16 protein-coding genes are annotated in these 23830 nt (G+C 74.7%); 12 read left to right on the forward strand and 4 right to left on the reverse strand.

Features of this window, described 5'->3' with window-relative positions; genetic code table 11:
* Window positions 1–124 precede the first annotated feature (124 nt).
* The gene (locus ACWGJM_RS42230) at window positions 125–2725 is read right to left on the reverse strand and encodes a BTAD domain-containing putative transcriptional regulator (protein WP_453417072.1); all 2601 of its coding nucleotides are present in this window, start codon (window positions 2723–2725) and stop codon (window positions 125–127) included.
* A 380-nt stretch (window positions 2726–3105) separates the two neighbouring features.
* Between ACWGJM_RS42230 and ACWGJM_RS42235 the strand changes: the two genes are divergently transcribed.
* The 8 genes from ACWGJM_RS42235 to ACWGJM_RS42270 all read left to right on the forward strand — a co-directional run bounded on the left by ACWGJM_RS42235 (window position 3106) and on the right by ACWGJM_RS42270 (window position 14736).
* Window positions 3106–5361 (forward strand): AMP-binding protein, encoded by a 2256-nt coding sequence (locus ACWGJM_RS42235; RefSeq protein ID WP_453417073.1) that lies wholly within the window; start codon window positions 3106–3108, stop codon window positions 5359–5361.
* Entirely contained in the window at window positions 5355–7115 is a 1761-nt protein-coding gene (locus ACWGJM_RS42240) for an acyl-CoA dehydrogenase (protein WP_453417074.1), read from the forward strand. The genes ACWGJM_RS42235 and ACWGJM_RS42240 overlap by 7 nt, the downstream gene beginning before the upstream one ends.
* Before the next feature lie 35 nt (window positions 7116–7150).
* On the forward strand, window positions 7151–7435 hold the full coding sequence (locus ACWGJM_RS42245; protein WP_453417075.1) for an acyl carrier protein: 285 nt from the start codon (window positions 7151–7153) through the stop codon (window positions 7433–7435).
* Window positions 7432–10353 (forward strand): type I polyketide synthase, encoded by a 2922-nt coding sequence (locus ACWGJM_RS42250; protein WP_453417076.1) that lies wholly within the window; start codon window positions 7432–7434, stop codon window positions 10351–10353. Before ACWGJM_RS42245 ends, ACWGJM_RS42250 begins: the two co-directional genes overlap by 4 nt.
* Entirely contained in the window at window positions 10350–11408 is a 1059-nt protein-coding gene (locus ACWGJM_RS42255) for a 3-oxoacyl-[acyl-carrier-protein] synthase III C-terminal domain-containing protein (protein ID WP_453417077.1), read from the forward strand. Before ACWGJM_RS42250 ends, ACWGJM_RS42255 begins: the two co-directional genes overlap by 4 nt.
* Before the next feature lie 253 nt (window positions 11409–11661).
* Window positions 11662–13620 (forward strand): HAD-IIIC family phosphatase, encoded by a 1959-nt coding sequence (locus ACWGJM_RS42260; RefSeq protein ID WP_453417078.1) that lies wholly within the window; start codon window positions 11662–11664, stop codon window positions 13618–13620.
* Window positions 13610–13879, forward strand: a complete 270-nt coding sequence (locus tag ACWGJM_RS42265; RefSeq protein WP_453417079.1) for a phosphopantetheine-binding protein — start codon at window positions 13610–13612, stop codon at window positions 13877–13879. Before ACWGJM_RS42260 ends, ACWGJM_RS42265 begins: the two co-directional genes overlap by 11 nt.
* Complete coding sequence (locus ACWGJM_RS42270) at window positions 13876–14736, forward strand: 4'-phosphopantetheinyl transferase family protein (RefSeq protein ID WP_453417080.1); 861 nt, start codon at window positions 13876–13878, stop codon at window positions 14734–14736. Before ACWGJM_RS42265 ends, ACWGJM_RS42270 begins: the two co-directional genes overlap by 4 nt.
* On the opposite strand, the gene ACWGJM_RS42275 is transcribed toward ACWGJM_RS42270, so the two are convergent.
* From ACWGJM_RS42275 to ACWGJM_RS42285, 3 genes are all read right to left on the reverse strand, one after another.
* On the reverse strand, window positions 14716–15735 hold the full coding sequence (locus ACWGJM_RS42275; protein ID WP_453417081.1) for an AfsA-related hotdog domain-containing protein: 1020 nt from the start codon (window positions 15733–15735) through the stop codon (window positions 14716–14718). The genes ACWGJM_RS42270 and ACWGJM_RS42275 overlap by 21 nt on opposite strands.
* A 146-nt stretch (window positions 15736–15881) precedes the next feature.
* Window positions 15882–16901: a hypothetical protein gene (locus tag ACWGJM_RS42280; RefSeq protein ID WP_453417082.1), complete on the reverse strand. Its 1020-nt coding sequence runs from the start codon at window positions 16899–16901 to the stop codon at window positions 15882–15884.
* A 503-nt stretch (window positions 16902–17404) separates the two neighbouring features.
* Window positions 17405–19807 (reverse strand): LuxR C-terminal-related transcriptional regulator, encoded by a 2403-nt coding sequence (locus tag ACWGJM_RS42285; protein WP_453417083.1) that lies wholly within the window; start codon window positions 19805–19807, stop codon window positions 17405–17407.
* Window positions 19808–20303: 496 nt separating this feature from the next.
* On the opposite strand from ACWGJM_RS42285, the gene ACWGJM_RS42290 reads away from it, so the two are divergent.
* The 4 genes from ACWGJM_RS42290 to ACWGJM_RS42305 all read left to right on the forward strand — a co-directional run.
* Window positions 20304–21638 (forward strand): MFS transporter, encoded by a 1335-nt coding sequence (locus ACWGJM_RS42290; protein ID WP_453417087.1) that lies wholly within the window; start codon window positions 20304–20306, stop codon window positions 21636–21638.
* Between the two features lie 66 nt (window positions 21639–21704).
* On the forward strand, window positions 21705–23372 hold the full coding sequence (locus ACWGJM_RS42295; RefSeq protein WP_453417084.1) for an acyl-CoA carboxylase subunit beta: 1668 nt from the start codon (window positions 21705–21707) through the stop codon (window positions 23370–23372).
* The gene (locus ACWGJM_RS42300) at window positions 23369–23590 is read left to right on the forward strand and encodes an acyl-CoA carboxylase epsilon subunit (RefSeq protein WP_453417085.1); all 222 of its coding nucleotides are present in this window, start codon (window positions 23369–23371) and stop codon (window positions 23588–23590) included. The genes ACWGJM_RS42295 and ACWGJM_RS42300 overlap by 4 nt, the downstream gene beginning before the upstream one ends.
* Window positions 23587–23830: biotin carboxylase N-terminal domain-containing protein (locus ACWGJM_RS42305; protein WP_453417086.1), on the forward strand; the 244-nt coding region annotated here is incomplete at its 3' end. The genes ACWGJM_RS42300 and ACWGJM_RS42305, both read left to right, overlap by 4 nt.

Below are 23830 nucleotides of genomic sequence, written 5' to 3' on the forward strand. Positions count from 1 at the left end.
GACCGAGCCCGGACGCCCACCGTCGAGCGTCCGGAACCCGCCCCGCATCAACGCGCCCCCCGCTAAAGCGAGGCCAGCCCGACGGCTGGCCCGGCGGAACGGGCCCGGCGCGTCCGGACCGTCCTCACACCTCGCAGCCCTCCAGCCGCCACACCCCCGGCCGCACCTCCGACCATCCCGCGGGCCGGCCCTCCGCCCCCCGTACCCGCTCCAGCCACCGGTCGGCGTACGACTGCAACCGGCGGTCGCGCAGGCCGGCCGCCAGGTCGTGGCACTCGGCGAAGTGGGGCCGGGCCGCCGTGGGGCCGTCGGTCTCCAGGGCCAGCAGGCCCCACACGCGGTGCGCCTCATAGCGGCCGCGCGGATCGTCGCCCGCGGCGTCCAGCGCGGGCGGGAGCAGGGCCGCCGCGCCCTCCAGCCCGCCGGCGTCGAGCTGGAGATCGGCGAGGCCGACCAGGGCCCGGCCGCGTTCGGCGGCCGCCGGTGCCGCGTCGGCCGTCAGCAGTGCCCGCTCGTAGTACTCGGCCGCCCGGTCCAGCCGCCGCCGCTGCCAGGCGAGGTCGCCCAGCGACCGCAGCAGCCGGGCCTCGGCCGCCAGGTCCTCCCGCCGGCGCGCCGCGTCCAGCGCCAGGGTGTGGCAGGCCTCCCACGCCTCCCAGGCGGCCCGCGCCTCCAGCAGCCCGGTCAGCGCGTCCGCCAGCTCCACGGCCTCGGCCCACAGCCCGGCCGCGTGACAGCGCCGTACGACGGCCACCAGACCGTCCTGCCGCTCGGCGAACCACTCCAGCGGATGCAGCCCGTCCACCTCGGCGGCCCCGTCGGCCGCGGCGGCCTGCGCGACGCATGCCGCCGCCAGCCGGGCGGTGGCCGCCCGCGCCTCCTCGGCCGGCGTCTCGGCGGCCAGACACTCCAGGGCCAGCAACCGCCACAGCCCGGGCAGCCGATGGGCGCCCCGGGCGGGCCCGTCGGGCACCCGGCTCGCGAGCCGCGCCTCGGTCAGCTGCCGCAGCACCTCCTCGGTCTTGACGATGTCCTCGCCGAGCACCGCGGCCGCCGTCTGCGCCCCGAACGGACCGGAGGGCACCAGACCCAGCAGCCGGAAGTCGCGCCGCAGCGCCGGCGGCGCCTCCTCGTAGGAGGAGCGCAGCCGGTCGTGGAAGCCGGGGGCCGCGGCCGTCAGCTCCGCCAGCCGCCGCGGCTCCTCGCGCAGCCGGGCGGCCAGCATCTCCAGGCCCCAGTGCGGGCGGGAGGCCAGTCGGGCGGCCGCCGCCCGCAGTGCCAGCGGCAGCCCCCCGCACAGCGCGGCGATCTCCCGCACCGCCGCCTCGCCGCCGCGCCGCGGGACCAGCCGGCCCGCCGCCGCGGTGAACAGCCGACGCGCCTCCGCCTGGGGCAGCACGTCCAGTTCCAGCACCCGGCCGGTCAGCTCCTCCGGAGTCCGCCGGCAGGTCAGCAGTGCGGTGCTGCCCGCGGTGTCCGGCAGCAGCGACCGCACCTGCACCGGGGAGACGGCCCCGTCCAGGACCAGCAGCATCCGCCGGTCCCTGGTCAGCCGGTTCAGGATGCGGCGCAGCTCGGCCTCCTGCGGCGGCAGCGGCCCGGACACCCCGAACCGGCGCAGCAGTGCCGTCAGCGCCTCCGTCGGATCCGCCGGGCCGGGCCCGCCCAGCTCCAGGAAGACCCGGCCGTCCGGGAAGAGGCCGCTCAGCTCGTGCGCGGCGGCAACGGCCAGCGCGGTCTTGCCGGAGCCCGCCGCACCGGTGACCGCGACGCAGCCGCCGGCCGGGACGTCACGCAACAGTGAGCCGAGCCGCTCCAGTTCCTCGGTGCGCCCGACGAACACCGGGTCCCGGGCGGGCAGCCGGTCCAGCGCCTGCCCGGGCAGCCGGACCTGCGCGGAGGCGGACCCGCCGGCCGGCGCCGCGGGCTCGGTCCGCGCGGCCTCCTGCGCGGCCGGCCGCAACAGCTCGGGGTCGCCGGCCAGGATCCGCTGCTGGAGCTGCTGGAGGCGGCGGCCCGGCTCGATGGCCAGCTCCTCCACCAGCGCCTGGCGCAGCTGGGTGAAGACCCGCAGCGCGTCCGCCTGCCGTCCGGTGCGGTACAGGGCCACCATCAGCAGTGCGTGGAACTCTTCCCGCATGGGCATCTCGGCGACGGTGGCCTGGAGTTCGCCGACCAGGTTCTGATGGCCGCCGAGCTGGAGTTCGGCCCGGAAGCGCTGCTCGAGGGCGGCGGTGCGCACCTCGGCCAGCCGTACGGCGGTCCTGGCCAGCAGCGCGCCGTGCGGGGTGTCGGAGGCCAGCGGCGCCCGCCACAGGGCCAGCGCCCGGCTCTGGAGATCGGCCGCGGCCGCGTGTTCGCCGCGCAGCAGCGCCTCCCGGCCGCTGTGGTGCAGCTCCTCGAACACCGTCAGGTCCAGCTGCGCCGGATCGAGGTACAGCGCGTACCCGGGCGGCCGGGTGACCAGCGTGTCCCGTCCGTACTCGGGATCGGCGGCGTGCAGCAGCTTGCGCAGCTGCGAGATGTAGACCTGGAGCGTGGTCGTCGCGGTGCGCGGGGGGTTCTCCCCCCACAGTTCGTCGATGAGGCTGTCGACCGAGACGACCTCGTTGGCCCGCACCAGGAGGGTGGCGAGCACCGCGCGGATCTTCGCGGCCCGGGGTGTGACCGGTACGGCCGTCCCGGGCGAGGTGACTTCCAGTGGACCCAGTATCCGAAAACGCATGTTCCCCCGCCTTCTTCGGCAATCACGCGGTCGCCGGGCGGGCCGTGCGGCCGGGTTCCCGGCAGCCGGTCCGCGCCCGGCGCCGTCGTACGCCGGCTCGACGGAGCCCGTTGGTACCGCTCGAGCGGTGGACGGGACCCGCCGGACGCCGTCGGCCCGCGCACGAGGGGGCCGACGGGAGGCCGGGGCCCGAACGGCTCCGTGCCCCCAACTGTAGGTCGCGGCCACCCCCTAAATTCGGACAGGCGTACCCCTAATTCCCCAGGACCGGTTGCCGTATCGCAAGCGGCACTTTAGGGCGCGAACCGAGCATGGGCAGGCCTTGGCGGCAGGAGGGGCGTCGTGTGCCCCGTAACGAAAGCGCCACGAGGGGGCCGACCTTGACCGCTGCATCCATCACTTTCACCGAACTGCTCCGGGACCGCGCCGACGCGCTCGGCGCCGCGGACGCCCAGGTGTTCCTGAGCGATCCCGGCGGAGCCCGGCACCTCACGTACGCCGAACTCGACCGCCGGGCCCGCGCCTTGGCGGTCCGGCTGCGCGAACACGGCGCCCAGGGCCAGCCCGTGCTGCTGCTGTACCCGCAGGGGCCGGAGTTCCTCGTCGGGTTCGCCGGCTGCCTGTACGCGGGTGCGGTCGCCGTGCCCGCCCCGTTGCCGGGGGACCGGGGAGAGCGGCTCCAGCGGGTGTCCGGGATCCTGAAGGACACCGGGGCCCGACTGGTGCTGACCGACGCCGAGCACGCGGCGGACACCTCGCTGTGGCTGGCCGTCTCCGGCCGTGGAGAAACGGTTTGTCTGGCGACGGACCTCGACGAGGCCGACCCCGCCGCCTGGCGCGCCCCACGCACCGGCCCGGACGACCTCGCCTTCCTCCAGTACACCTCCGGCTCGACCAGCAGGCCACGCGGCGTGATGGTCACCCACCGCAACCTGCTGGCCAACCAGGAGGCACTCCAGCACCTCCTGGGCACCTCCGCCGCCGACCGCTTCACCAGCTGGCTGCCGCACTACCACGACATGGGTCTCATCGCGCACGTGCTGCACCCGCTGTGGCTCGGCACCTTCTGCGTCCAGCTGCCGTCGGTCTCCTTCATCAAACGGCCCATCAGCTGGCTGCGCTCGATCGGCGAGTACGGCCTGACCGTGGGCGGCGGCCCCAACTTCTGCTACGACCTGTGCACCCGCCGCGTCACCGACGCCCAGCTCGCCGAACTCGACCTCACCAGCTGGCGACTGGCACTGTGCGGAGCCGAACCGGTGCGCGCGGCGACCCTGGACGCCTTCGCCCGCCGCTTCGCCCCCGCCGGACTGCGCGCCGAGAGCCTCTACCCCGGCTACGGCCTGGCCGAGGCCACCCTGGTCGTCTCCGGCGGCGAACCCGGCGTGGCCGGCCGCCGGCTGACCGTGGACGCCGCCGCCCTGGAACAGGACGAACTGCGCGCCCCCCGCCCCGGCGCGGCCACCCGCACCCTGGTCGGCAACGGCCGGGCGCCCGACTTCGACGTACGCATCGTGGACCCGGTCGCCGGCCGGGAACTGCCCGCCGGCCGCGTCGGCGAGATATGGCTCCGCGGCGACAGCATCGCCCAGGGCTACTGGCGCCAGCCCCTGGAGTCGGCCCGGACCTTCCACGCCACGCTCACGGAGTCCCGTGCGGGGCTCGACCGGGAACCGGACGCCCTGCACGCAGCGCCGGGTGCCGAGGGCGGCACGCCCGGTACGGCGCTCGACGCGCAGCCGGCCACGGCGTCCGCGGCGCAGACCGCGGTGTCCCCCGCGGGCACCGGCGGGGCGTCGGGTGACGCGTCCGCAGCGTCGGATGCCGAGGGCGGCACGCCCGGTACGGCGCTCGACGCGAAGCCGGCCACCCGGCCCACGGCACCCCAGGCCGCCGACGCGGCCCCCGGGGCCACGCGCCCGGACGGTACGCCCCACGACGCGCCCGCCACCCCTCGCATCCCCCACCCCGTCTTCGGCGCCGCCGGCGCCGGCCGCTGCCCCGTGCTCGGCGTCACCGGCGCCATGCCCGGCCACGCGGCCGCTCACCGTCCCGCGGCCACCGCCGTACCCCCCGCCACCACCAGCACCGCCCCACCCCCGGCCCCTCCCGTCACCGCGCCACCCGAAGCCCCCGGCGGCTTCCTGCGCACCGGTGACCTCGGCGCCGTGCAGGACGGCGAGCTGTACATCACCGGGCGCCTGAAGGAGGTCATCATCCTCAACGGGCGCAACATCTACCCGCAGGACGTGGAGTGGGCCATCCGCGACCTCAGCCCCGCGCTCGGCGCCGGACACGGCGCGGTGTTCACCGTCGACGCCGACCGCGAGCAACTCGTCGTCGTGCACGAGGTCCGCGCACCCCGTGCGGACACCGAACGCCTGCGCGCGCTGGCCCGCCGGATCCAGTCGCTGGTCGGCCAGAACTTCGACGTACCGGCCGCCAACATCACACTGGTCCGCCCCGGAACCCTGCGCCGCACCACCAGCGGCAAGATCCAGCGCACCCTGATGCGCCGGCTGTTCCTGCACGGCCAGCTCTCCCCGCTCTACGAGGTCCTCGACCCGGCCGTCCGCGCGCTGACCCAGCCCGCCACCGTCCCGTCGGGCGACCCGGCACGGAGCACCTCGTGGTGAACACCGCGCTGCTCGACCGCCCCGACCGGCCCGAGACCCCGGTGAACGACACCCCCGCCCGTGTCGCCCGCCTGGAACGGCTCCTCGGCGACCCGGCCGACGCCGGCAACCCGGTCGGCTACGGGGCCCTGCTCCGGGCCGACCGCCGTGCCGTGCTGTCCGCCGACGCCGAGGCGCTCCTCGACGACTTCGGCATGAACCTCGAGTTCGTACCGAGGGACCTGGGCGGCCGCTTCGACTCGGCGGAGACCCTGCTGCGGGTGATGCGCCCGGTCTTCCGCCGCGACGTCTCTCTCGGCGCCGGCTACGGCATGACCACCTTCATGGCCGCCTCCGACGTGTGGATGCACGGCAGCGAGGCCCAGCGGCACTGGCTGGCCGGCCTGCTGCTCGGCGGCTCCAAGGCGGCCATCGCCCAGCACGAGACCGCCCACACCAACGACTTCGTGCGCAGCCAGGTGCGCGCCGAGGTGCTCCCCGGCGCCCTGTCCATCACCGGCGGCAAACCGGTCGTCAACAACCTGCACCGCGCCGACGCCCTGGTGCTGTTCTGCCGTACCGCCTCCGAGGGCCTCACCGGCTGCCACTCGGCACTCCTGCTGGACCCGCACACCCTGCCAGCCGGCCGCTACCGGGTCACCCGCCGCCCGGCCGCCCTGGGCCTGCGCGGCTGCTACTTCGCCGGCGTCGAACTCGACGGCTGCGTCGTCCCGGACGACACGCTGCTCGGCCCGCTCGGCAGCGGTGTGGTGACCGCCCTGCGCTCCTTCCAGGTCAGCCGCACTCTCATGGCCTCCCTGTCCTCCGCGGCCGTGGACACCGCGCTGCGCGTCGCCGTCCTGGTCGACCGCACCCAGGGCCCCGGCCGGTCCGGGCTCGCCCCCGCCGACCCGCAGCACACCGCCACCACGCTCGCCGGAGCCTTCGTCAACCTGCTGCTCTACGACTGCCTGGCGGTGGTCGCCACCCGGGCGCTGCACCTGCTGCCCGCCGAGACCAGCGTGTACTCCTCGGCGGTCAAACTGCTGCTGCCCCGGGTGCTCAGCGACACGATGTACGACCTGGCGACCGTGCTCGGCTCCCGGATCTACGCCCGAGAGGGCACCGTGGGCGTCTTCCAGAAGCACCTCCGGGACGTGCCGGTGGTCAGCCTCGGCCACGCCGGCACCGTCGCCTGCCAGGCGACGATCATCCCGCAGCTGCGGACGCTCGCCGAGGCCTCCTGGTTCACCGGCGCCGAGGCGCCCGCCGCGCTGTTCCGGCCGGGCGCCCCCATGCCGCCCTTCGACTACGGCCGGCTGGCGCTGGCCTGCGGCCGGGACAGCGTCAGCGCCACGCTCCTGGCGGCGGCCGGATCGCTGCCCGGCGCCAGTCCGGTCGAACGCGCCCTGCGCGATCTGGCCGGGCAGATGACGGCCGAGCTGTTCGAACTGCGCGGCCGGGTGCTCGCGCTGCCGCCACCGGACCCCGCCCGGCCGGTCGGCCCGGCCTGGTTCGCCCTGACCGACCGCTACGTGCTGCTGCTCGCCGCCGCCTGCGTCCTGGGCGTGTGGTGGCACAACCGCGGCGGCCCCGACCCCTTCCTGGCCGACCCGTCCTGGGCGGCCGCCGCCCTGCACCGCATCGCCCAGCGGCTGGGCACCCCCGCCGTGGGCCTGCCGGCCGAGTGCACCGCGCGGATCCACCAGGAAGTCCTGGCCCGCTACGGAGACCGGCGCAGCTTCGACCTGTACAACACACCGCTCCAGGGCTGAGGGGCCCAGAGCATCAGGACAAGGAGCCTTCAGGGATGACCCTCTCCCCGCCGCGGCACAGTGAGGCCCCGCTGCACCAGTGGCTGACCACCCACCTGGCGGTCTACCTGGACCGGCTGCCAGAGAACATCGATCCGACCGTGCCGCTGGCCGAATACGGCATGGACTCGGTGTGCGCGCTCAGCCTGTGCGGCGACATCGAGGACGAGTTCGGCATCACCGTCGAAGCGTCACTGGCCTGGGACCACCCCACGGTGTCCGACCTCGCCGTCCACCTGGCGGCCCGCGGCGCGGACCCGGCGAACGGGCGGCAGCGGTGAACCCCGTGGCCGTGGTGGGGCTGGACTGCGTCTTCCCCGCGGCCCACGGCATCGAGGCGTACTGGGACCTGCTGATGCGCCAGGGCGACGCGATCGGCCCGCTGCCCGCCGACCGCGGCGGCCCCGGCTTCGACGCGGACGTGCACGGCGGCTTCGTCGACGACGCCGCCGTCTTCGACAACGACTTCTTCACCATCGCGCCCCGCGAGGCCGCCGCCATGGACCCGCAGCAGCGGATCCTGCTCCAGTGCGCCTGGCGGGCCCTGGAGGACTCCGGCCGCTCCCCGTCCTCACTCGCCGACAGCGACACCGGCGTGTTCGTCGGCGTGATGGGCAGCGAGTGGGCCCAACTGCACATGGGCGACTACGCGCGGGTCACCCCGCAACTGGGCGCCGGCAGCAGCGCGGGCATGACCGCCAACCGGATCTCCTACCACCTCGACCTCAAGGGCCCCAGCCTCGCGGTGGACACCGCCTGCTCGTCCTCCCTGGTCGCCGTCCACCTGGCGGTCAACTCGCTGCTGGCCGGCGAGTGCTCCACCGCGCTGGCCGCCGGCGTCAACCTCGTGCTCACCCCCGCGCTCGGCCTGGTCTACCGGCAGATGGGGCTCGCCGCCCCCGACGGCCGGTGCAAGCCGTTCAGCCTGGACGCCGACGGCATCGGCCGCAGCGACGGCGCCGGCGTGGTGGTGCTGCGCCGCCTCGAGGACGCGCTCGCCGACCACCAGCGCGTCTACGCCGTCATCCGCGGCACCGCCGTCAACCAGGACGGCCGCAGCAACGGCGTCACCGCGCCCAGCCGCTGGTCCCAGCGGGACGTGGTCGCCGCCGCCTACCGGCGCGCCGGCGTCGGCGCGGAACAGATCCGCTTCGTGGAGGCGCACGGCACCGGCACCACCCTCGGCGACATCATCGAGTGCGCGGCCCTGGGCGAGGTGCACGCGGTGCCCAGGGAACAGCCGTGCGCCATCGGCTCGGTGAAGGGCAACATCGGCCACACCGAGGGCGCCGCGGGCATCGCCGGCCTGATCAAGACCGCGCTGGCCCTGCACCACCGCATCGTTCCCGCCAGCCGCTTCGCGAACCGCGAGAACCCACAACTCCGGCTCGCCGAGCGAGGCCTGACCCTGCTCAAGGCGCCCGTGCGGCTGCCCGCCGGTGAGGTGCTGGCCGCGGTCAGCAGCTTCGGCATGGGCGGCACCAACGCCCACGCCGTGCTCGCCACCGGCCCCCGGCTGCCGCGCCCCGCCGAGCGCGGACCGGCCGCCGCCGGGGTGTTCACGGTCTCCGGCGACACCCCGGAGGCGCTGCGCCGCAACCTGGCCGCGCAAGCCGAGACCCTCGCCCGGCGGCCACGCGGCGACGCCGCCGCCGTGTGCTGGACCAGCAACAAGGTCAAGACCGGCCTGCCCTACCGGGCCGCGTTCACCGCCCGTGACACCGACCGGCTCGCCGACGCGCTGCGCCGGGCCGCCGACGACGAACAACTGCGCGCCTCCGTCGCCGACCGCGCCTGGCGCCCCCCGGTGGTGGCCTTCCTGTACTCCGGGCAGGGCTGCCAGGAGCCCGGCATGACCGCCGCCCTCTACCGCGAGTCCCCGCACTACCGGCGCCACCTGGACGACGCCGACGACGCGCTGCGCCCGTACACCGGCGACTCGGTGCGCGACCTCGTCCTCGACGAAAACCCCGGGGTGCACCTCACCCGGTGGGCGCAACCCGCCCTGTTCGCGGTCGCCTACGCCCTCACCCGGACCCTGGCCGACCTGGGCGTCGTACCCGACGCCGTGCTCGGCCACGGCATCGGCGAGTACCCGGCCGCCGTCGCCGCGGGCGCCCTCGCGCTGCCCGACGCCGCCCGCCTGGTCGCCGCGCACGCCGAGGCCGCGTCCGGGCTGCCGGACGGCGGGATGCTCGCCGTGCGCGGCACGCGCGAGGAGATCGCGGACGTGCTCGCCGACCACCCGGACCTGTGCGTGGCCGCCGTCGACGGACCCCGGGACACCGTCGTCACCGGCCCCACGGGATCCCTCGACGCGGCCGCCGGGACACTGGCGGAACGCGGGCTGCTCACCCGCCGGCTGCGGACCGCGCACCCCGGCCACGGCCCGGTGGCCGCAGCCGTCGCCGACCGCCTCGCCGCCGGCCCCCGGACGTTCACTCCCGGCCGGCCCCGGATCGCGCTGGCCTCCGCCCGGCACGGCCGCATGCTCGGCGAGGAGGTCCTGGACACCGCGTACTGGGCCGGACTCGCCGTCGAACCGGTGCGGTTCGCCGACGCGTTCGCCGCCCTGATGGCCGAGGCCGCCCCGACCTGCCTGGTCGAGATCGGCCCCGCCGCGCACCTGCTGGGCCTGGCCGAACGCTCCGACCTGCCGCCGGGCGTCCGGCTGCTGCACCCGGCCTCGGGCCGGTCCGCCGGCGCCGCCGAACTCGCCGAGGCCCTCGGCGGGCTGTACCTCAGCGGTGTGGAGCCGTGCTGGGACGCCCTGTACGAGCCCTCGCACCGGCGCACCGAACGGCTCGCCCCGTACGTCTTCTCCGACGCCCGGCGCTTCTGGCAGACGGCCCCGGCACCCGCGCCGGCCACCCCGGCCACCCCCGCCGCCGGCCCCGCCGCGCAGCCGCAGCCGTCGGCGCCCTCCGTGGCCGCCGCCCACGACCCCGTACTGGACGCCGTCGTCGAGGCCGTCGTGGAAGTCGGCGAGTACCCGCGCGAACAGGTCAACGCCCAGGCACGGTTCTACGAGGACCTCGGCTTCGACTCCGTGATGATCATGCAGCTCAAGGACCGGATCGAGCAGCGGCTGCCGCAGACCGCGGGCCTGACCGTGCAGCAACTGCTGCCCGCCCTGCGATCGGTGGGCACCCTCGCCGCACGGGTGCGGGAGATGACCACGGTGGAGGTCACGGCATGACCGGGAACACCACGCCCATGCACCTCGCGGGCACCGGCACCGCGCTGCCCGGCGACCCCGTGGGCAACGCCGAGCTGAGCACCGCGTTCGGGATCAGCGAGGAGTGGATCGACCTGTTCGTCGGCACCCGCACCCGCCACTTCGGCTGGGACCTGGCCACCGGGAAGGTCACCCACACCCTGACCGACCTGTGCGCCGAGTCCGCCGCCCGGGCGCTGGCCGCCGCCGGCCTGGGCCCGGCCGAGCTGGACTTCCTGGTCCTGGCGACCGCGACCCCGGACTCGCTGCTGCCCACCACGGCCAACGAGACCGCGGACCGGCTGGGCCTCAACCACCTGCCCACCTACCAGATCCAGGCCGGCTGCTCCGGCGCCGTACAGGCCCTCGACGTGGCCCGCGCGCTGCTCGCCGGCGGCCACCGCACCGGGCTCGTCGTCGCGGGGGACGTCACCGACCGGTTCCTGGAGGCCGGACGGGACGCGACCGCGCTGGCCACCCAGGAGCTGGTCAACTACGTCCTGTTCGGCGACGGAGCCGGGGCCGCCGTGGTCACCGCCGACCCGCACGACGACGCGGTCGCGGTGCGCGCGCTGCTGCACCGCTTCACCGGACAGGGCCGCCCGCCGGGCCAGGTCGTCGGCTGGCACGGGGCCGTCCCGCCCCGCCCGGACCGGCAGATGCTCCACGAGGACTACCGGACCATCGAGGAAGTGGTGCCCGCCCTGGCCGGCGAGATCGTGTGGGAACTGCTGCACACGGCCGGCTGGCAGCCGCAGGACGTCGACCATCTGCTGCCGCCCCAGCTGTCCGGCCACATGACCGAACGCATCGTGGCCGGGCTCGGACTGCCGCCCACCACCCGTGAGGTGTCCTGCGTGCGCGACACCGGCAACACCGGCAACGCCCTGCCGCTCCTCCAGCTCGACCGCCTGCTGACCCGACTGGCCCCGGGGGAGCGCGCCGTCTCCGTGGTCGTCGAGTCCAGCAAGTGGATCAAGGCAGGCCTGGCCCTGGAACGGCCCGGCACCCTCAGGGAAGGGGAGCCGAACCGATGACCACCCACTTCCCAGAGCCCCACCCGACCCCCACGACCACCTCCCCCGGAGCCGCACACGCCACCACCCGGCAGGCGCCCGGCTCCCCAGGTACGCAGACCCCACCCGGTACCGCTGCGTCCCTGGGGCGTGTCTCCTGGCCCGGTGCCTCCGAGGGCCTGCGCACCGCGCGTGCCGCTGCCGGGTCGGGTGCCGGGGTATCGCCGGGGCTCCGCATCCCGCGCGGTGTCCCCGCCTCCCCGGAGGTGCCCCGATGACCGACGCGCTCGCCGAACTCCGTGCCCTGCACGCCGCCGGACGGCTGGCCGCCGACTACCCCGAGGTGGCCCCCCTCCTGGCCCGGCTCACCGACGCGGGCGACCAGCCGCAGGAGCGGACCGCCGACGACCTGACCCGCTGCGGCGGCCTGCTGGCCCGGCTGCGGCCCGAGGACGTCCTCGCCCACCACCCGGACACCCCCACCGTCACCGTGGCCCTCACCGGGCACTCCAGCACCGCCCAGCTGACCGACCCGCTGGTCGCCGAACTGGCCCGGCACGGACTGCTCGCCCGCCTGGTCACCGGCGACCACGGCGCCTACCTGCGCGACCTCACCGACCCCGGCAGCGAGCTACGCGGCTGCCGACCCGACCTGACGGTGTGCGTGCTCGGCGCCGACGCCGTGGCCGAACAGCTCCCGCTGCCGTGGACCGCCGCCGACGCCGAACAGGCCTGTGCCCGGCTCCTGCGGCGGCTCGAGGCCGTCGTCGCCGCGCACGACACCCGCGGCACGGGTGCCCTGGTGCTCAACACGCTGCCGCTGCCCCGCCATCTCACCCACCAGCTGGTCGACCAGCGGCAGCGCGCCGAACTCGGCGCCGTGTGGCGGGAGTTCAACGCCCGCCTGCTGCGGCTGACCGCCGCCCACCCCGCCCTCGCCGTCGTCGACCTGGACCCGCTGGTCGCCGAGACCGGCCCGGCCACCGACCCCCGCCTCGCCCTCTACACCCGCAGCGCCTTCGCCCCCGCCCTGTTCGCCGCGTTCGCCCGCGAGGCCGTGCACGTGCTGCGCGCCCGGATCGGCATGGGCAAGAAGTGCCTGGTCCTCGACCTCGACCACACGCTGTGGCACGGGGTGCTGAGCGAGGACGGTCCCGAGGGCATCGACTGCGGCCCCACCCTGCGCGGCGAGCCGTACGCCGCCGTCCAGCGGGTCGCCAAACAGCTCGCCGGCCAAGGCGTCCTGCTCTCCGTCAGCAGCAAGAACGACCCCGCCCCGGTCCACGCCGTGCTGCGCGACCACCCCGACCTGATCCTGCGCGCCGACGACTTCGTGGGCGTCCAGGCCGGCTGGGACCCCAAGGACACCGCCCTGCGCACCATCGCCGCCGAGCTGGGCATCGCCACCGACGCCCTGGTGTTCGCCGACGACAACCCCGCCGAGCGCGCCCTGATACGTCACCGCCTGCCGGGCACCCCCGTCGTCCCGCTGGGCACCGAACCGGCCCGGCACGTCGGCCGGCTGCTCGCCGACGGCTGGTTCGACACCCCGTTCGTCACCGACGACGACCGGGGCCGCACCGGCCAGTACCGGGCCAACGCCGCCCGGGCCCGGCTGCGCGAGACGGCCGACTCCTACGATGAGTACCTCCGGGAGCTGGACGTCGTCGTCCGCATCTCGCCGCCCCGCCCGGCCGAACTCCACCGCATGTCCCAACTGTCGCTGCGCACCAACCAGTTCAACCTCACCGGCGAGCGCGTCCCGCCGGAGAGCATCTCCGAGCTGTGCGCCGATCCGGAGCGGCGGCTGCTGGCGGTGCGGGTGAGCGACCGGTACGGCGACAGCGGCCTGGTCGGGGCCGTCTTCGCCCGCGACGCCACGGACGGACTGCACATCGACAACATGCTGCTCAGCTGCCGGGCCCTGGCCCGCGGCATCGAACACGGCTGCATGACCGCGGTCCTCTCGCACGCCCGCGCCCGGGGCCTGTCCGCGGTCCGCGGCCGCTTCCGCCCCACCCGCAGCAACGGGCGCTCCCGCAACTTCTACCCCTCGCTCGGCTTCGTCGCGGACGCCTCCGACGCCCACGACGCCGCCGACACCCCCGCCGCACCGGCCGCCGCTCAGGACGGCGAGGAACTGCTCTTCCGGCACGACCTCGCCGAGATCCCCGCCGTACCCGGGCACCTGACCGTGCGGGCCGACTTCGAAGGAGACACGGATGAGCCGTGACCGTACGGCCGACCTCGCGGGCTTCCTCGACGCGGTACGCGACGAACTCGGCCTGGACCTGACCGAGGACCAGGCCGCGGCGGACTTCGACCTGCTGCCCGAGTGGGACTCGGTGCACCTGCTGCGCCTGCTGACGCTGCTGGAACGCGAGACGGGCCGCAGCGTCCCGGTCGGCAGCCTGCTCCAGACCCGCAGCCTGCGCGAGATCCACGCACTGGTCACCAGCGACGGGCCGGACGACGGGACAGACACACGATGAACGCGGCGGGCGGCGACCTGATCGCCGTGACGGCGGAGGGTACCGACTGGTCGCTGGTCCACGACGACCTGCGCGAGTACGGCACGGCCGTGGTCCACGGGCACCTCGACGACTGGCGGCCCGGCGGCATGGACGGCCCCGCGCTGCGGGCGGTGCTGGGCCGCGACTGGTCGCGTTACCGGGACATCGAACACCCCGACATCCGCGGCCGGTACGCGGCCTCGCGGCGGCTGCTCAAACACGCGGCCGCCGCCGCGCTGCGCGCCGAGGCGACCGACCTGGAACTGGCCTACGGGCCGACCGGACGGCCGTACCTGCGCGGCTGCGACCAGATCGACATCAGCCTCAGCCACACCGACAACCTGCTGCTGGTGGGCCTGACCACCCGCGGACTGATCGGCGTCGACGCCGAGCGCGCCGACCGCAGCATCTACGCCCGCGGCCTGGACCGGCACATCTGCACCCCGCACGAGCGGCTGCTGCTGTCGGAGCTGCCCGAACCGGAGCGCAACCCCAGCCTGGTCCGCCTGTGGACCCTCAAGGAGGCCTACAGCAAGGCGATCGGCCAGGGCATCCAGTTCCGCTTCACCGAGTTCGGCTTCGGCCCGGACAACCGGCCCACCCAGGTCAACCGCCCGGACGGCACGGCCGGCACCGGCGAGGAGTGGGCGCTGCGCACGGTCGCCCTGGACAGCGGCGGCACCGCGTTCGTGATCAGCATCGCTGTCTACGACTCCGGTCTGGGCCGCACCCTGGACACCGAGATCACCACGATGCTCGACGCCGAGGCGGCCGCCGCCATCCAGGAAGCGCTGGACACCGGCAGCGCTCAGTGGTCACAGGTCCTCGACCACTGACACGGTCGCCTCCGTCACGGCCCGGCCCGCCTGGGTCAGCGTCAGCGTCAGCGGCACCAGCGGCCGCCCCAGGGCGTCCTGCCCGGCGTCCTGGGCCACCGCGACGCAGCGCAGCGGCAGGTCGGGCTCGGCGTATCCGCGGAAGTGCGTGTGCAGCGCCGCCGGCGTGCTGTGCCGGGGGTCCAGGCCGCGCAGCCGGTGCGCGGCCAGCAGCGCGGTCTGGCGCAGTACTTCGAGCAGGAGCGCCGGGGCGGGGACGCCGTCCTCCTGTGCCACCACGGCCGGCCAGGTGTGCGGGGGACGGACCGCGACGGACAGCCGGCTGCCGTCGACGGTCAGGGGCTCCCGCAGCAGGACGTTGCCGGGCGTCGACCGCCCCACCTCGGCGGCCCCGGGGCCGGCCGGGGCGGCGGTGTCCGGCTCCGCCGGGCGGTGCGCGCCGCCGTGTCCGGCCGCCTGTGTGTCCTGTCCGGCGGAGGCGAGCGCGGTGGCCCGGCTGTGCTCACGGTGGCTGCGGTGCAGCAGCGGCGCGAGGAAGAGCAGGCTCGCGGATCCGGTGCCCGCCGGGATCCCGTCGATCTCCAGCCGGGTGCCGAACTCCAGGGCTCGCGGGATCCCGGAGATCACCTTGTCCGGCCGCACCCGCATGGTCACCGCCAGCGTGCCGGGCCCGCCGTGCCGGCGCCAGGCGCCGACGTCGCCGATGTCCAGGCCGAACCGGTAGAAGACGCCGACCCGGTCCGCCGGGATGCCGAAGTGGCCCTGCCCGATGCCCTCGCTGACCTGACGGACCATCGCCAGCGCGGCCTGCGCGTCGTGGAAGTGCCCGGGACCGTCCCCGAACAACGGGTGTCCTGCGGGCAGTTCACCGGCGAGCACGAACTCCTGCACCCGGTCGGCGGGGGTGTCCACGGCCAGCGGGTCGAAGGAGTGCGGCCGGTGCACCAGGTGGCGGCCGGTGCGGCCGCGTGGGGCCGGCACGGGCGCGGAGTTGCTCATCGGCTCACCCTCCCCGGCCGGGATCCGGCCGCCTTGCGACAGTAGGCGCTCCAGCGTGCCGGGTGGCCGGCGGCCCGAACCAGGTTCGGGCGCTGGCACGTTGTGGACTGGCAGACAGTGGCGCCGGTCCGCCGTACGGGGGAGGGCTACTGGCCGTCGAGCAGTCCGATCAGCGCGATGTTGACCCCGGCCTGGAAACGGCTGGTGGCGTCGACACTCAGCATGATCTGTGAGATGTACCGGCGGCAGGTGCGCACCGACATGCCCAGCCGGCGTGCCACCAGCTCGTCCTTGTACCCCTGGGCCATGAGCTTGACGATGGACCGCTTCAGGTCGTCGGTGATCTCGGCACCGTCCTCGGCGCCGGGGTCGAACTGCGTGGCCCCGTCCCAGAGGTGCTCGTAGACCCGGCACAGGAAGGCCACCAGCGTCGGCTCGCGCACCACCACCGCCCCGGGCACCCGGCCGTCCACGTGCTGCTCGGGCAGGAACACCACCTCCCGGTCGTAGATGACGATCCGGTCGATCAGCTCGTCGGTGGTGCGCACCTCCGCCCCGTGCCGGGTCACCGCCTGGACGTAGGCGGTGGTGGCCAGATCGCTGCGCGCGGTGTGCTGGTAGAGGTGCCGGATCCGCACCCCGCGCCGCAGCCGTTCCAGGACCTTGGGGCGGGCGTTGGCCAGGAGGTTGGAGGGGCGGGCCCCGCCGGGCTGCGCGGTGAGCATCTCCAGGCGGCAGCGTTCGCCCTGCTCGTCCAGCATGGCCTGTAACGCGTCGATGTCACTGATGACGTCGAAGGCCTCGGCCTGATTGCGCTGCTGTCTGCTCTCGAAGTACGTCGAGCGCAGGGTACCCATCTGGTCGCGCACCTCGGCGACCGTCCGTTGCAGGTCACGGATGCGGTCCTCGGTTTCCCCCACCAGATCGGCCACCGCCGCGTCGGGGCTCACCGGCAGCAGCACCTCCGGCTCGCCGGGAAGGGAACGCAGCAGGCTGAGCGCCTTCAGCCGCTCCTCGATGGCGGCCGCCTTTTCCAGCGAGACCCCGAGGGTGGTCGCCATCTCCTCGCGTACAAAGCGCCCCAGCAGCACTGCATTGCGGTACGCGCTTGCCTCGGCATCATCCAGCATGGCGAAACCGCCGTCAGAGAGGGCGCTTTCAGACATTGCAGGCTCACTTCCCGCGTCCCGAGAACTTCTTGTCAGGCAACTTTACGACACCAGGAATGCCTTGGGTGGAAAACCGGGGTCGGCCAGCATTGCAGTCGTACCGCACGCCAACTGTCGAACTTGGGGGTAGACATGGGCAAGGTGCTGCGATTCGCGACAGCCGGACTTCTGACCGCGGCGGGAATCCTCGCCGCACTGGGATCGGACATGACGGAGGCTCGTATTCCGCATGCTGCGGTCACCGCGTCGGTCTTGAATGCCGGGACACCGGACACCCCGGGAGACGACCAGTGGGGCTAGGCCCCGCCCGTCGGGCGTCCCCGCGCATCAGAGCGGACCGGATCGATCCGGTCCGCTCGTTCGCGCGTGGGCGGGGCGGGCTTTAGCCCTTCGCAAGACACGCCTGGAACAATGAGTTCCGTGAGGCACACCGGATCCCCCGCCGGTGGACGCCTCCCGCCGCCCCGCCCTCGGTCCCAATACCGAGGGCGGGGCGATCTTTATTCGGGCGGGACCGACAGGAGATAAGTGACCTGGGCCCGGGATGTCGCCCCCATTTTCCGGAATATCCGGGCCATATGAGTTTCCACCGTCTTCACGCTGATATTGAGTCGCACGGCAATCTGCTGGTTCGTCAGGCCCGGTCCGATAAGCAGCGCTATTTCTCGCTCCCGGGCGCTGAGTAGAGCTATTCGATCACCTTCCGAATCCTTCGCCGCCGCCCGGTCGGCGCGTTTTGCGATTTCCTGTGCAATGGCTGTGAAGTCGGGGGCGGTGAGCCGCTCGAATTCCGCGGACGCAAAATGGGCGTGAATCACCGCGGCGACCGCGTCTCCGGTGTCCAGGCAGGCCTGTCCCAGCCCGAGCGCGAACCGGCCCAGCAAATGGCCCTGGGCGTGCCGCAGAGCCAGCTCGAAGCCGTACTGGAAGCAGCGCCGGGCCCGGGCCGCGTCACCGGCCGTCGCGGCGGCCTCGCCCAGCCAGCGCCACGCCTCCACGTGCGGCGCCGACCGCTCCGGGCCGAGCCCGGCGAGCAGCAGCTCGGCCTCCCGGGCCGCCTCCCCGCCGCCCGCGGCGGCCAGCAGCGCCAGGGCGTGTCCCCGCATGCCGACCTCCTCGACCGGCACCCGCCGCGCCAGGCGCCGCGCGACGGCCGCGGCGGCACCGCGCGCCGCCCGCCCCGACTCCAGCAACAGCGCGGCGAGTTCCGCGTCCACCTCCGGAACGGCGTCGCGCCCTTCCCCCGGCACCGCTCGCAACACGTCCCAGGCCTGCCGCCGCACCCCAAGCAACCGCAGGGCCCGCGCCCGCCACACGGCGGCCTCGGCCCGACCGGCGACGTCGCCGCGGCCGCCAGGAAAGCCCGCCGCGGGCGGGAACTGCGCCCGCGTTCGTCCCGCGTGCCCGCCGGCCGCGTCCGGGGCCTGTTTCGCCGGACTGTCCGATGCCGCCCGGTTCTCCGCCGCCGGCCACCGGTTTCCCCGTCCCTCCGTCGCGCCCGGAACCGGCACGGCCACTCGCGCGTACTCGCCCACCGCCTCGACGAGCCGCCCGCTGAGCACCAGCGCCTGACACAGCAGCAGCCGTACGCCGAGCGGGGCGTCGGGCTGCTCGGCCGCACGGCGGGCCATCCGGGCCGCCCGGGCGGGCTGGACGAACAGTGTGGCGTGCGCCTGCCGTGCGAGCAGCCCGGCGTCCTCGGCCGTCAACGCCGGTGCGGCCTCCAGCAGCGCGCCGAGCAGCGGCTCACCCCCGGCACCCGCGGCCCGCAGTACGGCCACCGCACCCTCGCGCACCGTCACGCGGAACGCGGCGCCCGCCGCCCGCTGCACCAGCGTCCGCACCGCGGGCCGCGCGAACCGGTACCGGCCTGCCCGGGCGTCGGGCCGGAGCAGCCCCTCGCCGTACAGCTCGTCCACCGCTCGAAGCACGTCCCCGGCGGCCAGCCGGCCCGCGCCGGCCACCAGTTCCACGGTGAACGGGTCCCCCACGACCGCCGCGACCGCGGCGGTCCGCCGGGCGAGCGGGGACAGCACCCGCAGATCCAGCGCGGGCGCCACCGTCGGCAGCGCCGACGACGGGGAGTCCCCCCGGGTCAGCTCGAGGCCGCTGTGCACACCCCACTCCTCCTCCGGGCCGCCGTCGGCCGACAGTGCCCGCAGCAGCCCCGGCACCCCCGCGGAGTCCCGCAGGACCAGCTCCCGGCGCAGCGGGGCGAGCCCGGCGGGCAGCAGCGTCTCCGCCTCGGTCCGCGGCAGGGGCCGCAGCACGACGTCACGTACGCCGTCGTCCCCGTGCGCGAGCGCCGTGAGCCGTCGGGCGCCCGGCCCGCCACCGCGATGGACGAGCAGCGTGAGCACCGCGCCGGCCGGCGGCCGCCGCAGGAGGTGCTCGGCGAACTCCGCGACCTCGGGCCCCGCCCGGTGCGCGTCGTCCAGGACCAGCAACAGCCCTTCCCGCCCGGCGAGTTCCTCCAGCAGAGCCCGCACCGCCCGCGACACCGCGTACACGTCGAGGTCTTCCGGCCCCGGCACAGCCTCGGCACCGAGTGCGGGGAAGACCTCGGCCAGCCGGCGGACCCGCGACGCCCCGAGCCGGCGCAGCACCCCGGGCTCCAGCGCGGCCAGCCGGTCGTCGAGCGCGTCCACCAGCGCGTGGAAGGGCCGCCCCGGCCCCTCCCCGCCCGCCGCTCGGCCCCAGGCCACGGCCCACTCCTGGCGTACCGCCTCCCGGGCCAGCCGACGTGCCAGACGGGTCTTGCCGATCCAGGGTTCCCCCGACAGCCGCACGATCCCGGCCCGCCCGCGAGCCCGGTGCAACTCCTCGACGAGAAAGGCGAGTTCGCGGGCACGCGGATCCGTCCGGGCAGTCCGGCCCGGCCGCCCGGTCGGCCCATGCGGCACGGGGCCTCCTTCGTCGCTGGCTGCGTGCAGGCTCACCCACGCTCGCGCGCGCGCCAAGCGGTCCCCGCTGGCCGCTGTCTGCATGGCAGGAAGTGCAGGTGGGGCGAGGTGCGGTGACGGGGAATTCCAGCGCGCGCGACGCGCCGCCAAGTTGAGCAAAGCAGGGGTATGTCAGCGGTAAAGCACGGGCAATCCACTGTCGGCGCGCCGGGATTCCTCTTCCGCCTGAGGATCGCTCAAGGATCACTCGAGGATCGCTTGAGTCTTCCTTGAGTCTCACGCGGCTCTTGCCCGCTTCTTACTTAGGCAAGGCTCAGCTCCCGAACCGGGCAGGCCGGGCACGGCCGCACCGGACACGGTTCACGACAAGCTGGCCGGGGCCCGATGCCAGGGAAATTCCCGACTGGCGTTCGACCGCATGGTTCCCATGATCGGAACACGTTCTCGGCTGTACCCCCGTGTGTAGGGAGAAACAGACGTGTCCCCTGCCCTCCGTGTGCGGAGTCGGGTCGGTTATGCCTGCGGATCCGCGGTGACCGGCGTCTTCACCACGCTGCCCGGTCTGCTCCTGCTGCCGTACCTGACCGACACCCTCGGCATACCCGCCGTGGCCGCGGGCGCGGCCGTACTGCTCCCCAAGGCGTGGGACGTGCTGGCCACCCCCTGGGCGGGCCGGCTCGGCGACCGCGCCCGCCGTCCCGGCATCCGCCGCGCCCACCTCACGGCCGGCGGCACGGCGACCGCCCTTGCCTTCGCCCTGACCTTCGCCGGAGTCGCCCATGGCACCGTCGGCGCCCTCTGGGCGACCCTGGCCCTCACCCTCGCCGCCACGGCCTTCGCCTTCTTCCACGCCTCCTACGCCGCACTGCCCGGCGAACTCGCCGCCGATCCCGAGGCCCGTACGAGTCTGGTCGCCGCCCGTGTGGCGGGCATAGCCGTCGCCGCCCTGACCGCCGGAGCCGCCGCCCCGGCCCTCGTCACCGCCACCGGAGGCGGCCTCACCGGCTACCGCTGGGCCGGCCTGTTCGGCGCCACCGTGATGGCGGCGGCCACCATCGCCGTCCGTATGACAGCCGCCCCACCACCCCGCTCCACCCGCCCGGAAACCTCCGTACCCGCCGCCGCCACTTCAGCCCCCGTCCCACGCCCCTGGACCCTCCTGCGCACCACCCCCCGCTTCGCCGCCCTCGTCGTCTGCACCGCCCTGGAGGTCACAGCCACCGGCTGCCTCCTCGCGGGCGGCCCCTACTTCGCCGAACACGCCCTGGGCCACAAGGACATGACCTCCGTCCTGGTCGCCGCGTTCGTCCTGCCCAATCTCCTCACCACCCCGTGGTGGACCCGCCGCAGCGCCCGCACCGGCCACCGCGCCGCCTTCCGCCAGGCCACCGCCGTCTTCGTCGCAGGCTGCCTGCTGCTCGCGGTGACACCCGCCCTGCCCGCCGCAGCGCCCCTCGCCGTGTTCGCCGCCGGCACCGGCCACGCCGGCCAGCTCCTCCTGCTGTACGCCCTGCTCGCCGAGCGCTGCGCCGATGCCGACCGCACCGGACACCCGGCCGGCACCCTGTCGGGCCTGTTCGGCGCGGCCGAGTCGCTCGGTCTGGCCGTGGGCCCCTTCCTGTACGCCCTCGCCCTGGAGGCCACCGGATACGTCTCCTCCGGCACCGGCCACGCCGCCCGTCAGAGCACCACCGCCCACGCCGGAGTCGTGGCCGGAATGACCCTGCTGCCCGCCCTGGCCGCCCTGGCCGGACTCGCCGTACTGCACCGCCGACCCGCACCGGCCGCCCCGGACAGCGATCCGGCCGCCCACGCGCAAGCCCGCCTTTAGGCCACCCGCTGACCCTCTCGAGGCCGCGTCCCCGAGCCGGGATCCACCGCGTCGAAAGAGGTCTGCATGAGCGTCATCGAGGAACGGTCCGCGATCCCTGCCGCGATCCCGGACACCGTCCCCGCGACCCCGCTCCCCGCCGCCGCGCCACCGCCGACGGCCCTCCAGGACGACGTACGCCACGCCTCGTTGCGTGAACGCGCGGCCGAACTGGGCGCCCTGCGGCGCCAGGTCACCCGGGGCCCCAGCGAGAAGGCCACCGAGGCCCAGCACGCCAAGGGCAAACTCACCGCGCGCGAACGCCTCGACCTGCTCTTCGACCCGGGCACCTTCACCGAGGTCGAGGGCCTGCGCCGGCACCGGGCGACCGGCTTCGGACTGGAGTACAAGAAGCCCTACACCGACGGCGTGATCACCGGCTGGGGCCTGGTGCACGGCCGTACCGTCTTCGCCTACGCCCACGACTTCCGCATCTTCGGCGGCGCCCTCGGCGAGGCCCACGCCCAGAAGATCCACAAGCTGATGGACCTCGCCCAGGCGGCCGGCGCCCCGCTGGTCGGCCTGTGCGACGGCGCCGGCGCCCGCATCCAGGAGGGCGTCACCGCCCTGGCCGGATACGGCGGCATCTTCAGCCGCAACGTCCGCAACTCCGGAGTCATCCCGCAGATCTCGGTGATCCTCGGCCCGTGCGCGGGCGGCGCCGCGTACTCCCCGGCGCTGACCGACTTCGTCTTCATGGTGCGCGGCACCGCGCAGATGTTCATCACCGGCCCCGACGTCGTCCAGGCGGTCACCGGCGAACACGTCAGTCACGAACACCTCGGCGGCGCCGACAGCCACGCCGCCCTGTCCGGCGTGGCCGGATTCGCCTACGACGACGAGACCGAGTGCCTGGAGGACGTGCGCCACCTGCTGTCCCTCCTGCCCTCCAACAACCGTGAACTCGCCCCGGCCGGCGATCTCGAGGACCCCGCCGACCGCGCCTGCGAGCGCCTGCTCGACCTCGTCCCCTCCCGGCCCAACGCCTCCTACGACATCCGCGAGGTCATCGCCGAGATCGTCGACCACGGCGAGTACTTCGAGGTGCACTCCCAGTGGGCCACCAACGTCGTCTGCGCCCTGACCCGGCTCGGCGGCCAGGTCGTCGGCATCGTCGCCAACCAGCCGGCCACCCTGGCCGGTGTCCTCGACATCCACGCCTCCGAGAAGGCCGCGCGCTTCGTCCAGTTCTGCGACGCCTTCAGCATCCCGCTGGTCACCCTGGTCGACGTCCCCGGCTTCCTGCCCGGCGTGGAACAGGAACACGGCGGTGTCATCCGCCACGGCGCAAAGCTCCTCTACGCCTACTGCAACGCCACCGTGCCCCGCGTCTCGCTGATCCTGCGCAAGGCCTACGGCGGCGCCTACATCGTGATGGACTCCAGCTCCATCGGCGCGGACATCACCCTCGCCTGGCCCTCCAACGAGATCGCCGTGATGGGCGCGGAGGGCGCCGCGAACGTCATCTTCCGCAAGGACATCGCCCTCGCCGAGGACCCCGAGGCGATGCGCACACAGCGGATCAAGGAGTACCGGACGGAACTCATGCACCCCTACTACGCGGCCGAGCGCGGCCTCGTCGACGACGTGATCGACCCGGTCCACACCCGTGCCCGGCTCATCGACGCGCTGTCCATGCTGCGGGCCAAGCAGACCGCACTGCCCAGCCGCAAGCACGGGAACCTCCCCCTGTGACCGCCACGCCGCCCGACGCGACCCGGTATCTCGCCGCCGCCGGGCTGCGCGTGACCCGGGGCACGCCGACCGCGGAGGAGGTGGCCGCACTCACCGTCCTGCTCGTCACCCGCCTGTCCGGCGGTGCCGGGGAGCCGGAGGAGGAGGCCCCGCCGACGCCGACGGTGTGGCGGCACCCCGGCGCCGGTTTCCGCCCGCCGGGGGCGTGGGCGTCATGACCGGTCGTACGGTCCACCGCACCGGCCGCGTCACCAAGGTGCTCGTCGCCAACCGTGGCGAAATCGCTGTCCGCGTGGCCCGGGCCTGCCGGGACGCCGGGATCGCGAGCGTGGCCGTCTACGCCGACCCGGACCGGGACGCATCGCATGTCCGCGCCGCGGATGAGGCGTTCGCTCTGGGCGGTGACACCCCGGCCACCAGCTACCTCGACATCGGCAAAGTGCTCGGTGCCGCCCGTG

The organism is Streptomyces sp. NPDC054834, assembly GCF_053611185.1.

Excerpts from the sequence above, each read along its gene's own strand:
- ACWGJM_RS42295 (WP_453417084.1), top strand. The coding sequence starts at position 21,705 with ATGAGCGTCATCGAGGAACGGTCCGCGATCCCTGCCGCGATCCCGGAC.
- ACWGJM_RS42245 (WP_453417075.1), top strand. The coding sequence starts at position 7,151 with ATGACCCTCTCCCCGCCGCGGCACAGTGAGGCCCCGCTGCACCAGTGG.
- ACWGJM_RS42275 (WP_453417081.1), bottom strand. The coding sequence starts at position 15,735 with ATGAGCAACTCCGCGCCCGTGCCGGCCCCACGCGGCCGCACCGGCCGC.
- ACWGJM_RS42260 (WP_453417078.1), top strand. The coding sequence starts at position 11,662 with ATGACCGACGCGCTCGCCGAACTCCGTGCCCTGCACGCCGCCGGACGG.
- ACWGJM_RS42265 (WP_453417079.1), top strand. The coding sequence starts at position 13,610 with ATGAGCCGTGACCGTACGGCCGACCTCGCGGGCTTCCTCGACGCGGTA.
- ACWGJM_RS42255 (WP_453417077.1), top strand. The coding sequence starts at position 10,350 with ATGACCGGGAACACCACGCCCATGCACCTCGCGGGCACCGGCACCGCG.
- ACWGJM_RS42270 (WP_453417080.1), top strand. The coding sequence starts at position 13,876 with ATGAACGCGGCGGGCGGCGACCTGATCGCCGTGACGGCGGAGGGTACC.
- ACWGJM_RS42230 (WP_453417072.1), bottom strand. The coding sequence starts at position 2,725 with ATGCGTTTTCGGATACTGGGTCCACTGGAAGTCACCTCGCCCGGGACG.
- ACWGJM_RS42280 (WP_453417082.1), bottom strand. The coding sequence starts at position 16,901 with ATGTCTGAAAGCGCCCTCTCTGACGGCGGTTTCGCCATGCTGGATGAT.